The sequence below is a fragment of the Azonexus sp. genome, assembly GCF_041909095.1.
Classification (GTDB): domain Bacteria; phylum Pseudomonadota; class Gammaproteobacteria; order Burkholderiales; family Rhodocyclaceae; genus Azonexus.
In genome coordinates this window covers 21401-33914 of sequence record NZ_JAYREB010000004.1, presented here as the reverse complement: position 1 = coordinate 33914, position 12514 = coordinate 21401, and the positions used below count along the sequence as shown (strand labels likewise).

The following is a 12514-nucleotide window of genomic DNA, read 5'->3' as shown; positions in this document are numbered from 1 at the left end:
CCGCCGTGCAGGGGCGGACTATACGGAGCGCCCGCCGGGGCCCGGAATGTGGCAAATTGCCGCATCCCGCCGGGCCACCCGACTCGGCGACCGGGAAACGCCCACTTCACGTATCATTTCCGGCTTCTCTCCGGACCCCGATCACGATGAACCGCGCAGCGCCCCAAACCATCTACCTCAAGGACTACACCCCGCCGGCCTGGTGGATCGACACCGTCGACCTCGATTTCGTCATCGCAGCCGGCGCCACCACGGTCAGCGCCCGCCTCGCGCTGCGCCGCAACCCGGCTGTCGCCGCGCAGCCGCTGGTGCTCGACGGCGAGGAACTGGAAACGCTAAGCGTCAGCGTGGATGGTCAGCCGGCAAGCTACGTCGCGACGCCAACCACGCTGACGCTGGCCGACCTGCCCGACACCTGCACGCTGACCACGGTCGTGCGCATCGACCCCGATCGCAACACCCGTTTCTCCGGCCTCTACCGTTCGCAGGACGGCTACTTCACGCAGTGCGAGGCGCAGGGTTTCCGCCGCATCACCTGGTTCCTCGACCGGCCGGACGTGATGTCGGTCTACACCGTGACCCTGCACGCTGACAAGAGCGCTTTCCCGGTCTTGCTCGCCAACGGCAACCCGGTCGCCGCCGGCGACGAGACCGACGGCCGCCACTGGGCAACCTGGGCCGACCCGTTCAGGAAACCGGCCTACCTGTTCGCCGTCGTTGCCGGCAAGCTCGACGTGCTGCGCGACAGCTTCCGCACCGCGTCCGGCCGCGACGTCCAGCTCGCCATCTACGTCGAACCCGGCAAGCTCGACCAATGCCCGCACGCGATGGCGGCGCTGCAGAAATCCATGAAATGGGACGAAGAACGCTTCGGCCTCGAATGCGACCTCGACCACTACATGATCGTCGCCGTCGGCGACTTCAACATGGGCGCGATGGAGAACAAGGGGCTCAACATCTTCAACACGAAGTATGTGCTCGCTCGCCCGGACGTTGCGACCGACGTGGATTTCGAGAACATCGACCGGGTCGTCGCGCACGAATACTTCCACAACTGGACCGGCAACCGCGTCACCTGCCGCGACTGGTTCCAGCTCTCCTTGAAGGAAGGCCTGACCGTGTTCCGCGACCAGGAATTCGGCGCCGACCTGCACAACCGGCAGACCGCCCGCATCCGCGAGGTGCGCGGCCTGCGCGCCGCGCAGTTCCCGGAAGATGCCGGGCCGATGGCGCACCCGATCCGGCCGGCGAGCTTCGTCGAGATCAACAATTTCTACACCGCCACCGTCTATGAAAAGGGCGCCGAAGTCATCCGCATGATCCAGACGCTGATCGGCCGCGACGCCTTCCGCGCCGGCATGGACGAATACTTCCGCCGCCACGATGGGCAGGCGGTGACCTGCGAGGACTTCGTTGCCGCGATGGCCGCCGCCAGCGGTTTCGACTTCAACCAGTTCATGCGCTGGTACAACCAGCCGGGCACGCCGAAGGTCGTCGTCGACGGCCATTACGACCCGCTCGACCGTAGCTACACGCTGACCTGCACGCAAAGCAACCCGCGCGCCAGCGACGATGCGCCGGCACTGATCCCGATCCGCGTCGCGCTGTTCACCGAAGAAGGCGAACTGATCACGGGCAGCGAACGCACCCTGCAACTGACCGCCAACAGCCAGTCCTTCGTCTTCAATGACATCGGCGACGAACCAGTGCCCTCCCTGCTGCGCGACTTCTCGGCGCCGGTCAATCTCGAGTTCGACTACACGGCGGAGCAACTGACCCTGCTGCTGGCCTTCGAGTCCGACCCGTTCAACGCCTGGGAAGCCGGGCAGCGCCTGGCATCGACGCTGATCCTCGCCGCCGCCCAAGCGATCGCCGCCGGCCAAACGCCGCACTGGCCGGAAAGCTTCACCGCCGCCTGCCGCCGCCTGCTGCAGACGCAACGCGAACGCGGTGCTGCCTTCGTCGCCGAAGCGCTCACCCTGCCCGGCGAAACGACGCTGGCTGAACAACTGGAGATCGTCGATCCGGACGCCCTGCACGCTGCCCGCAACGGCCTGCGCCGCCACCTCGCCGAACAGCTCGAAGGCGAGTTTTCCGGCCTTTACGCCGCGTTGACCGTCAAGGAAGCCTACGCGCCGGACAGCGAACAGGCCGGCCGCCGCGCGCTGCGCAACCTGTGCCTGTCCTACCTCCTCGAGCTCGACAGCGACGCCTTGCGCCGGATGGCCTACGCGCAGTTCCGCGAAGCCGACAACATGACCGACCAGTTCGCCGCACTGGCCGCGCTGGCCAACGTCAACGCCGCCGTCTGCGTGCAGCGCGAGCAGGCGCTGGCCGAGTTCTACGAGCGCTGGAAAGACGAAGCGCTGGTCGTCGACAAGTGGCTACAGGTGCAATCGACCAGCCGCCGGCCCGACACGCTGGCCACGGTGAAGGCGCTGACACAGCACCCGGCCTTCGACGCCGGCAACCCGAACAAGATCTATGCACTGATCCGCGCCTTCGGCGCCAATCTGGTCCGCTTCCACGCCGCCGACGGCAGCGGCTACGCCTTCATGGCCGAGCGCATCCTGCTGCTGCACGAGCGCAACCCGCAGGTCGCCTCACGACTGGCACGCAGCTTCGACCGCTGGCGTAAATTCGACGCCGCCCGCCAGGCGCATGCCCGCGCGGCACTTGAGCACATCCAGGCGCACCCGGGACTGGCGCGCGACGTGCTGGAGGTCGTGAACCGGGCGCTGGCCTGACCCCGGGCGGGCAAAAAGCGCTGGACTTGCGCCGCCCGCCCGTGGTCAAATGCATTCGACATGAAACAATGTCGCTTGGGGATGCATTGCTGGTTGTTTGGCTTGGCCCCGGGGCGATTTGAATCAAGCGGAGAGCAATGATGGGTATCCTCGATCAACTGAAAGCCTTGTTCGGCCGCCCCGCCCGGGCCCCGGAACCGCTCGCCAAGGTGGTGCCGATGCCGGTGGAAAGACGGCAGCGGCCGCGGGTCGATCCACCGCCCGGCACCTGCGTGCTGATCATCGACGACTCCAAGACGGTGGTTGCCGTGCTGCGCAAGTTCCTCCGCTCGGCCGGCCTCGACACCATCGAATGCTTCGATGCCGAAAGCGGCCTCATCCAGTTGCAGGAAAAGCGCCCGCAACTGGTCTTCCTCGACATCATGCTGCCCGGCATGAACGGTTTTGCCGCCCTGCGCGCCATCCGCCGCGACGCCCAGACGCGTGACACACCGGTGATCATGATGAGCGGCAACGAACAGGCGATGGAACAGTTCTTCGGCACCCGCATTGGCGCCGACGACTTCATGAAGAAGCCCTTCAACCGCCAGGAAGTCTTCTTCCGCATCGAGCGCCTGCTCGACGAAAATGGCATTCCCCGCCGCAACAGCCAGCCGGCCGCCACGCCGCAGCCGCCGTCCAGCCAGGCGATCAGCGCTTAAGCCGGATTGCCCAGTCCGCCCCTGGCTGCCACCCACTGCCGGCGGCTGACCGGCAGTTTCTCAGATACCCCGCGGACCAGCGCCCAACCGTAAGCTTCGGCGTCATCGCCGGCCGCTTTCTCGAAACCCGCGATCGCCCGCCGCGCCACCAGCACCGCCCGGTGCAGGCGCAGGAACTGCTCGGGAAACTCGTTCTCCAGATGGGTCAGCGATTCGTCGAGCAGGTATTCTCGCTCGACAGTGCGCGCCGCGACATACTTGAGGTCGGCACGGAAATACAGCACTTCCTCGACCGGCACCAGCAGCAAGCGGCCGCGTTCGTGGCAGGAGAGATGCGTGCGCCCGCCGCCGCGCACCGCCTGACCGATACCGGCCAGCACTGAGGGATCGGGGCGCACGCCGGGCAACTTCTGCAACGCCGTCAGCAGACGCTGGGCGCGTACCGGCTTCATCAGGTAATCGAGCGCGTTGAGATCGAAGGCCTGGACCGCGTAGTTGTCATAGGCAGTGGTGAAGATCACCGCTGGCGGCGCCGCCAGCCGGCCGAGGTGCGAAGCCAGTTCGATGCCGTCCATGCCGGGCATGCGGATGTCGCAAAGCACCACGTCGACCGCTTGCTTTTCCAGTTGCTCGAGCGCCTGCAGACCGTTCGCCGCCTCGCCGACGATCTCGCCCGGACACTGTCCGGCGATGTCGCCAAGCAGGGCGCGCAGGCGCTCGCGGGCCAGCGGTTCGTCATCGACCAGCAGGATTTTCAGCGGGGTTTGGCTTGGCATGGCAGCACGATGCGGACTTCGTAATGATGATCGTCGATCTCGGTCTCCAGCCGAGCCTCGAGATCGTAATACAGGGCCAGGCGTTCGCGGATGTTAAGCAATGCCATCTGGTTACCGGCGGCAGGCGCGACGCGACCGACGGTCGGGTTGACGATGCGGATGTGCAGTTCGTCACCGCGCCGCGCCAGGCCGACGAAGACGGTGCCGCCTTCGGGCAGGGGCTCGATACCGTGGCGCACCGCATTCTCCAGCAAGGGCTGCAGCATCAGTGGCGGGATCGGCAGGTCGAGCGCCATCTCGCCGATCTGCCAGTCCACCGTCAGGCGCTCGCCCAGACGCAACTGTTCAAGTTCCAGATACTGCCGGCCAAGGGCAATCTCGTCAGCCAGGCTGACTCGCGCCGAGGGGTCGCGCATCGCCGCGCGGAACAGGTCGGACAGCGCTTCCAGCGCTGCCTCGGCTTCCTGTGGCCGGGCCCGGATCAACGACAGGACGGCGTTCAACGAATTGAACAGGAAATGCGGCCGGATCCGCGCGTTCAGCGCTGCCAGTCGCGCCTCGGCCTGGGCCGGCGACAGCGCCCGCGAACGCAGTTCGAAATAAAGCAGCAGCAGCGCCGTGGCGATGACCGCCAGCAGGCTGCCGCGCAGGATCGCCCCGGCCTCGACCAGACGCAGTTCATGGCCGTAGGCGAAGAGCGCCGCCGCCAGCCCGCCGGCCAGCGCCAGCACGCAGACCTGGCCGACGCGCAGGCGCAGGCGCCAGAGCAGGTCGCGAGCCAGCGACAGGATGCCGAGGCCGATCAGCAGTAGCGGTTCGACCACCGAGGCCAGATCGACGAAACGGTCAACCCAGCCGGCCAGGTCGGGCGACTGGATCAGCGCGGCGACGGCGGCGAGCAGGTTGATGCCGAGCAGGACGCGCAGCATGACGCCGAAGTTGCGCCAGTCGGGCAGCGGCTGGGTCGCCGGAAAGTGCCGTATACTTGTCATTCTTCTTGCGGATTCAACCGAATTCCTCATCTCGTTTCGCGCCCCATTGTAGACCCAAGTCATGACTTCCAACGCCAACCAATACACCTGGGCCGGCCGCTTCTCCGAGCCGGTCTCCGATCTCGTCAAACGCTACACGGCCTCGGTCGATTTCGACCAGCGCATGTGGCGCCAGGACATCCGGGGCTCGCTTGCGCACGCCCGGATGCTCTCCCGCCAGGGCATCATCAGCGGCGAGGACCTGGCCGACATCGAACGCGGCATGGCCCAGGTCACTGAGGAAATCGAGTCCGGTCAGCTGGTATGGTCGATCGACCTGGAAGACGTGCACCTCACCATCGAGAAGCGCCTCACCGCGCTCGTCGGCGACGCCGGCAAGCGTCTGCATACCGGCCGCTCGCGTAACGACCAGGTGGCGACCGACATCCGCCTCTACCTGCGCGACGCGATCGACGACATCCAGATGCTGCTGAAGGCCTTCCGCAGCGCACTGGTCGACCTCGCCGAAAAGGAAGCGGCAACGCCGATGCCCGGCTTCACCCATCTGCAGGTGGCGCAGCCGGTCACCTTCGGCCACCACATGCTGGCCTATTTCGAGATGTTCGGCCGTGACGCCGAGCGCTTCGCCGACGCCAGGAAGCGCGTCAACCGCCTGCCGCTCGGCGCCGCCGCGCTGGCCGGCACGACCTACCCGATCGACCGCGAATTCGTCGCCGAGCAGCTCGGTTTCGACGGGGTCTGCGAGAACTCGCTGGACGCCGTCTCCGACCGCGACTTCGCGATCGAATTCACCTCGGCCTGCGCGCTCCTGATGATGCACATCAGCCGCCTGTCGGAAGAACTGGTGATGTGGATGAGCCCGCGCGTCGGCTTCATCCAGATTGCCGACCGCTTCTGCACCGGCTCGTCGATCATGCCGCAGAAGAAGAACCCGGACGTGCCGGAACTGGCGCGCGGCAAGACCGGCCGCGTCTACGGCCAGTTGATCAGCCTGCTGACCCTGATGAAGTCGCAGCCGCTGGCCTATAACAAGGACAATCAGGAAGACAAGGAGCCGCTGTTCGACGCCGTCGACACGGTCACTGACACGTTGCGCATCTTCGCCGACATGGCCGGCGGCATCACGGTGCGCGCCGACAACATGCAGGCCGCGCTGACCCAGGGCTTCGCCACCGCCACCGACCTCGCCGACTACCTGACCAAGAAGGGCCTGCCCTTCCGCGACGCGCACGAAGCCGTCGGCCTGGCGGTCAAGGCGGCCGAGTTCAAGGGCGTCGACCTGCCCGGACTGACGCTGGAAGAATTCCGCCAGTTCTCGCCGCTGATCGACGACGATGTTTATGCCGTACTCACCGTTGACGGCTCGCTCGCCTCGCGCAATCACATCGGCGGCACAGCACCGGCCCAGGTGCGCGCCGCCATCGCCCGCGCCCGCAACCGCCTGTGAAGCTGCGCAGCCCGGAAAGCGCCGCCGCAGCGCTTTCCGGTTAAAATAAGCGTTTTCTGATTAACCTCCCCAGGAGAACGCATGAGCAGCAAATCCTACCGCGCCGTCACCACCGACCTGACCAGGGCGCTCGGCACCCTGCGCAAGGAACTGCCGGAAGCCACGCAAGGTTTCTCGGCAATGCACAATGGCGCGATGAAGGCCGGCGCACTGAGCGAACTGCAGAAGGAATTGATCGCGCTGGCGATCGGCATCGCCCAGCATTGCGACGGCTGCATCGGCTTCCACGTCAAGGCGTTGATCCGCCTCGGCGTGACCCGCGAGCAGTTCCTGGAAACCCTGGCGGTGAGCATCTACATGGGCGGCGGCCCCGGCTACATGACGGCTGCCGAGGCGCTGCGCGCCTACGAGGAATTCACCGCCGACAAGGCCGCCTGAACGGCGCGCGTTAAAAAGCCCCGGACAGTTGCCGGGGCTTTTTTCATGCTGCCGCGCTGCTCAGGCGCTGACGACGTCGGCCAGCATCTGCTGCAATTCGCCGGCGGCGTACATTTCCTTCATGATGTCGCAGCCGCCGACGAACTCGCCCTTGATGTAGAGCTGCGGAATGGTCGGCCAGTTGGCGTAGTCCTTGACCCCCTGGCGGATTTCCTCGTCGGCCAGGACATTGACCGTGACAAAGTCGTTCACCCCGCAGGCCTTCAGGATCTGCACCGCGGCAGCGGAGAAACCGCATTGCGGGAAGCGGGCATCGCCCTTCATGTAGAGGACGACCGGGTTGCCGGTGACGGTGGCGTGGATGCGTTGTTGTACGTCGGACATGGAGACTCCAGTTGCATTACAGGTGCCCGCCGGAAACGCGATCGTTGCCGGCCAGGTCGGGTTGCGTGAATGCGTCTTGGAACCCGGCGGCGGTCAATAAGTTCCGGCTCGCCGCCCCCTGGTCGTAACCATGCTCGAACAGCAGCCAGCCGCCGCCCGTCAGATGCGCCGCGGCGCCAGCGACGATGGCGCGGATGCAGCTCAGCCCGTCGGCGCCGTCGGTGAGCGCCATCTGCGGCTCGCAGGGCAGGCCGTCGCCGGCCAGATGCGGATCGCCGGCGGCGATGTAGGGCGGATTGGCGACGATCAGGTCGAAACGCTCGCCATTCAGCGCCGCGTACCAGTCGCTGTCGACGCAGCGCACGGCGGCGCCGAGACGGCCGGCGTTGTTGCGGGCGACGGCAAGCGCCGCCGGTGACAGATCGACGGCAAGCACCTCGGCCGTCGGACATTCCAAAGCCAGCGACACGGCGACGATGCCGGAACCGGTGCCCAGATCGAGCACTCGCGCCGGCTCCCTGGTGCGCAGTCGGGCCAGCGCCAGGTCGACCAGCAGCTCGGTTTCCGGACGCGGCACCAGCACCGCCGGCGAAACCTGAAACAGGCGGCCGCGGAACGCCGCCTCGCCGACGATGTAGGCCAGTGGCTCGCCGTTGGCGCGCCGTTCGACCCAGTCCAGGAACTGCGCGGCAGCCGGCGCCGCCAGCGGCGTTTCCGGGCGCGCCAGGAGGTCGGCATGGGTGCAGCCGCTGGCGCATTCGAGGAGCAGGCGGGCGTCGAGCCGGTCGATCTTCCGCCGTGCTGCGACCAGCGCTTCGCCCAGCGTCATTGCTGCTCGGCCAGTTCGGCGAGCAGGTCGGCCTGGTGTTCGGCGGCCAGCGCGTCGAGCACTTCGTCCATGTCGCCTTCCATGATCGCGGCGATCTTGTACAGCGTCAGGTTGATGCGGTGGTCGGTGACCCGGCCCTGCGGAAAGTTGTAGGTGCGGATGCGTTCCGAGCGGTCGCCGGAGCCGATCAGGTTCTTGCGCGTGCTGGCGATGTGGCTCTGCTGCGCCCGCACCTGGATGTCCTTGATGCGCGCCGCCAGCACCTTCATCGCCGACGCCTTGTTGGCGTGCTGCGAGCGGCCGTCCTGACATTCGGCGACGATGCCGGTCGGCAGGTGGGTGATGCGCACCGCCGAATCGGTCTTGTTGATGTGCTGGCCGCCGGCGCCGGAAGCGCGGAAGGTGTCGATCCGGAGGTCGGACGGATTCAGGTCGACGTCTCCCACCTCGTCGGCTTCCGGCATCACGGCGACGGTACAGGCCGAGGTGTGGATGCGGCCCTGGGTTTCGGTTTCCGGCACGCGCTGCACACGGTGACCGCCGGATTCGAACTTGAGCCGGGAATAGGCGCCGTAACCGGCGATCCGGCAGATCACTTCCTTGTAGCCGCCGAGATCGGATTCGCTGGCCGACAACACTTCGACCTGCCAGCGCTGACGCTCGGCGTAGCGCGCGTACATGCGGAAGAGGTCGCCGGCGAACAACGCCGACTCGTCGCCGCCGGTGCCGGCGCGGATTTCCAGGATGACACTCTTGTCGTCGTTGGGGTCCTTGGGCAGCAACAACTTCTGCAGCTCGATCTCGAGCGCCGGCAGGCGCGCCTTGGCGACGGCAATTTCCTCTTCGGCGAACTCGCGCAGATCGGGATCGCCGCGCATCGCCTCGGCTTCCGCCAGATCGTCTTCGGCTTGGCGGAAAGCAGCATAATGCGCAATCACCGGCTCGATCTCGGCGCGCTCGCGCGACAGACGAGTAAACTGGGCCATGTCGCCAGCCGCGTCGGGCGACGACAGCAGGCGATCGATTTCGTCGAGGCGATCGACCAGCAGATCCAGTTTTTGACGAATGCTAGCTTTCATCGGGCGACACAATACGACGAGGGAAACGGGGCCGTAATGTTACCCGACTTGCCCCCCGGTAATACACCGAGATTGCCAGGATGGGGTTCCGTCAGCATAATTGTTCGATTGTTCAGAATGTGCGATGTCAAATTTCCCAAATTCCGTGCTCGCCCTCGCCGCCACCCTTGAGCGGGGCTGGGCCAGTTACCGCGAACAGGGCGAGTTCGATCTCTTCGTCGAATTCACCCTGTCGCTGAACGGCCTGACCGAACAACTGCATCGTCTGCAGTTGCCGGGGCTGGTGCGTGCCTGTCAGGAACTGGAAAACACCGCCCTCTCCTTTTTTGGCGAACGCGACACCCACCCCATCTCGCTCGACCAGGCGGTCGCCATCGAGCGCAAGCTGAGCGTCATCCTCAACGAACTACGCCGCCACGAGACCCCGGCCATCCTGGCCCGGCGCGTTCTTGACAGCTCCGAGGGACAGGCCGCGGAAACCTGGAACAAGCCGCGCCGCGTGGTTCTCGTCAGTCGCGCCGACCACCCCTGGTCCACCTCGCTCTCGGAACAGCTCGGCTTCTTCGGCTTCAAGCCGGAAGGCATCCGCTGGGAAGAGCAGCCGACCGACAACGAGCCGCCGCTCGCCATCATCTTCATCCCCGACGTCGAAGGCCGCGCCTATCCGCCGGCGGCGATCACCGCGATCATCGCCCTGCGCACCCGCTTCCCGACCAGTTACTTCTACTGCCTGTCGGTGCCGTCCAACCTGCAGAGCATCGTCCTCCTGCAGCGCGCCGGTGCCGATGCCTGCGTGCCGGTCGGCAACAAGGTCAGCGACGTGCTGTCGCGCATCCTCGACCTGGTCGACATGCACGAGCAGGAGATGTACCGCGTGCTGATCGTCGAGGATTCGGCCACCGCCGTTGCCCATATCCGGCGCTCGCTGACCCAGCACGGCATCGACAGCAAGGCGATCAACGACCCGCGCCTGCTCCTCGAAGTCGCCAGCGAATACCGCCCCGATGCCATCCTGATGGACATGTACATGCCCTTCTGCACCGGCGTCGAAGTCACCAGCGCGCTGCGCCAGATTCCCGAATACCAGTCGCTGCCGGTAATCTACCTGTCGAGCGAGAACGACATCGTGCAGCAGGTCGAGGCGCTGCGCCTGGGCGGCGATCAGTTCCTGACCAAGCCGGTCAACCCGATCATCCTCGCCTCGGTGGTCAAGACCAAGATCGAGCGTTACCGGGAAATGCTCTATTCCGGCCAGCACGACAGCCTGACCGGGCTGTTCAACCACTCGACCTCCAAGCTCCAGGTCGAGCGCATGCTCAATGCCGCGCAGGCCGGTGGCCAGCTGGTGGTGGCGATGATCGACATCGACCGCTTCAAGGTGATCAATGACACCTATGGCCACCCGGTCGGCGACCAGGTAATCCGCAGCCTGGCCTGGCTGCTCCGCGGCCGCCTGCGTAACACCGACCTGGTCGGCCGCTACGGCGGCGAGGAATTCCTGATCGCGCTTCCCGACATCGACCCGGAACACGCGGTCCGCCTGATCGACCAGATCCGCCTCGATTTCGGCCAGCTACCGCACGCCCACGCCCAGGGCACGCTGCGCGTCACCTTCAGTTGCGGCGTCGCCGCGCTGCCCGATTACCTGACCACCTCAACCCTGATCGAAGCCGCCGACGACGCGCTGCTCGACGCCAAGCGCAGCGGCCGCAACCGCATCGTCCTCAACCGGCCGGCGGACAGTAACGCCTGAGGCCCGCCGCCGGCGCTCAGTCGCCGTGCAGGTGGAACAAACGCGCCACCGCCTGCTGCAGACGCTGCCTTTCTTCGCCTTCGGCGGCGCCAAGGGCACTGGTCGGCGCATGCAGGAGCTTGTTGCTCAAGCGCTGCGCCAGTTGCTCGACCACTTTCTCCGGCGCCTCGCCGCGCGCCAGCAGTTTCAGCGCGTGCTCGACCTCGTGGCGCCGCATGCGCTCGGCCGAATCGCGCAAGGCGCGGATCACCGGCACCGTGTCGCGCGCCTCCAGCCAGCCGATGAATTCCTGCACCCGCTGGCCGATGATCGCTTCCGCCTCGACCACCGCCGCCTGCCGCGACTCCATGCCGCTCTCGACGATCTGCGCCAGGTCGTCGACGGTGTACAGGAAGACGTCGTCGAGTTCGCCGACTTCCTCCTCGACATCGCGCGGCACCGCCAGATCGACGATGAAGATCGGCCGGTGGCGGCGCAATTTGACCGCCCGCTCGGCCATGCCAAGACCGATGATGGGCAGCGGACTGGCGGTACAGGAGACGACGATGTCGTGCTGCGGCAGTGCGTCGGCCAGTTCGTCGAGACGGATGGCGCGACCGGCGTAACGTTCGGCCAGCTCCCGCCCGCGTTCGACGGTGCGGTTGGCAACCGTCACCTGGCGCGGCTTTTCGGCGCAGAAGTGGGCGGCACACAATTCGATCATCTCGCCAGCGCCGATGAACAGGATGCGCTGACCGGCCACCGAATCGAAGATGCGTTCGGCAAGATGGACGCCGGCCGCCGCCATCGACACGATGTTGGCGCCGATCGCGGTGGTGCTGCGCACTTCCTTGGCCACCGAGAAGGCCCGCTGGAACAGCTTGTGCAACTGGCTACCAAGGGTGCCGACGTCTTCCGCGGCGCGCACCGCATCCTTGACCTGACCGAGGATCTGCGGCTCGCCGATGACCATCGAATCGAGCCCGCAGGCAACCCGGAAGGCATGACGCACGGCAGCCGGCTGGTCATGCACGTAGAGATAGGGCGCCAGTTCCTCGTACGCCACCTGATGGTAGGAGGTCAGCCAGTCGATCACCTGCTGCGCCGATTCCGCGGCACAGTAGATCTCGGTCCGGTTGCAGGTCGACAGGATCGCCACCTCCTTCACCACCTTGGCCTGCGCCAGCTCGGCCAGCGCGTGCTGCAGCTTGTCGGCGCCGAAAGCAACGCGTTCGCGGATGGCGAGCGGTGCCGAGTGGTGGTTGATGCCTAAGGTGAAGATCACGGGAAACTGGCGTAACGAAATTTGGTGCGCGATTATACACTGCCCCGAAACCCCACCTTTCCAGGCGCAAGGGAAACTGGTAGAGCGGGCCGAGAGCGGCTATC

General features: G+C 66.2%; 11 protein-coding genes. 5 read left to right on the top strand and 6 right to left on the bottom strand.

Annotated elements, in window-relative coordinates:
* Window positions 1-146 precede the first annotated feature (146 nt).
* Window positions 147-2747, top strand: coding sequence for an aminopeptidase N (gene pepN / locus ACE3OV_RS09700; RefSeq protein ID WP_374326838.1), 2601 nt, complete (start codon window positions 147-149; stop codon window positions 2745-2747).
* 140 nt (window positions 2748-2887) lie between these two features.
* Complete coding sequence (locus ACE3OV_RS09695) at window positions 2888-3448, top strand: PleD family two-component system response regulator (protein ID WP_374326837.1); 561 nt, start codon at window positions 2888-2890, stop codon at window positions 3446-3448.
* Here ACE3OV_RS09695 and ACE3OV_RS09690 read toward each other — a convergent pair.
* Together ACE3OV_RS09690 and ACE3OV_RS09685 are read right to left on the bottom strand one after the other, a co-directional pair.
* The gene (locus ACE3OV_RS09690; RefSeq protein WP_374326836.1) at window positions 3445-4224 is read right to left on the bottom strand and encodes a LytR/AlgR family response regulator transcription factor; all 780 of its coding nucleotides are present in this window, start codon (window positions 4222-4224) and stop codon (window positions 3445-3447) included. The genes ACE3OV_RS09695 and ACE3OV_RS09690 overlap by 4 nt on opposite strands.
* A complete protein-coding gene (locus ACE3OV_RS09685) occupies window positions 4203-5216 on the bottom strand; it encodes a sensor histidine kinase (RefSeq protein ID WP_374326835.1) in 1014 nt (337 codons plus the stop codon). The genes ACE3OV_RS09690 and ACE3OV_RS09685 overlap by 22 nt, the downstream gene beginning before the upstream one ends.
* A gap of 61 nt (window positions 5217-5277) precedes the next feature.
* Here ACE3OV_RS09685 and argH point away from each other — a divergent pair, with 61 nt between their 5' ends.
* Together argH and ACE3OV_RS09675 are read left to right on the top strand one after the other, a co-directional pair.
* Window positions 5278-6663 carry an argininosuccinate lyase gene (gene argH / locus ACE3OV_RS09680; RefSeq protein ID WP_374326834.1) on the top strand — a complete coding sequence of 462 codons (1386 nt, stop codon included), beginning with the start codon at window positions 5278-5280 and terminating at the stop codon, window positions 6661-6663.
* 81 nt (window positions 6664-6744) lie between these two features.
* Complete coding sequence (locus ACE3OV_RS09675) at window positions 6745-7101, top strand: carboxymuconolactone decarboxylase family protein (protein WP_374326833.1); 357 nt, start codon at window positions 6745-6747, stop codon at window positions 7099-7101.
* 60 nt (window positions 7102-7161) lie between these two features.
* Here ACE3OV_RS09675 and grxD read toward each other — a convergent pair whose 3' ends face one another.
* The 3 genes from grxD to prfA are packed head-to-tail and all read right to left on the bottom strand — an operon-like array spanning window position 7162 to window position 9393.
* Window positions 7162-7485: a Grx4 family monothiol glutaredoxin gene (grxD, locus tag ACE3OV_RS09670; RefSeq protein WP_374326832.1), complete on the bottom strand. Its 324-nt coding sequence runs from the start codon at window positions 7483-7485 to the stop codon at window positions 7162-7164.
* Between the two features lie 16 nt (window positions 7486-7501).
* The gene (prmC, locus tag ACE3OV_RS09665) at window positions 7502-8314 is read right to left on the bottom strand and encodes a peptide chain release factor N(5)-glutamine methyltransferase (protein WP_374326831.1); all 813 of its coding nucleotides are present in this window, start codon (window positions 8312-8314) and stop codon (window positions 7502-7504) included.
* Window positions 8311-9393, bottom strand: a complete 1083-nt coding sequence (gene prfA, locus ACE3OV_RS09660) for a peptide chain release factor 1 (RefSeq protein WP_374326830.1) — start codon at window positions 9391-9393, stop codon at window positions 8311-8313. Before prfA ends, prmC begins: the two co-directional genes overlap by 4 nt.
* Window positions 9394-9517: 124 nt before the next feature.
* Here prfA and ACE3OV_RS09655 point away from each other — a divergent pair, with 124 nt between their 5' ends.
* Window positions 9518-11146, top strand: coding sequence for a diguanylate cyclase (locus tag ACE3OV_RS09655; protein ID WP_374326828.1), 1629 nt, complete (start codon window positions 9518-9520; stop codon window positions 11144-11146).
* 16 nt (window positions 11147-11162) lie between these two features.
* Here the strand turns inward: ACE3OV_RS09655 and hemA are convergent, their stop codons facing one another.
* Window positions 11163-12410 carry a glutamyl-tRNA reductase gene (gene hemA, locus ACE3OV_RS09650; RefSeq protein ID WP_374326826.1) on the bottom strand — a complete coding sequence of 416 codons (1248 nt, stop codon included), beginning with the start codon at window positions 12408-12410 and terminating at the stop codon, window positions 11163-11165.
* Window positions 12411-12514: the final 104 nt, after the last annotated feature.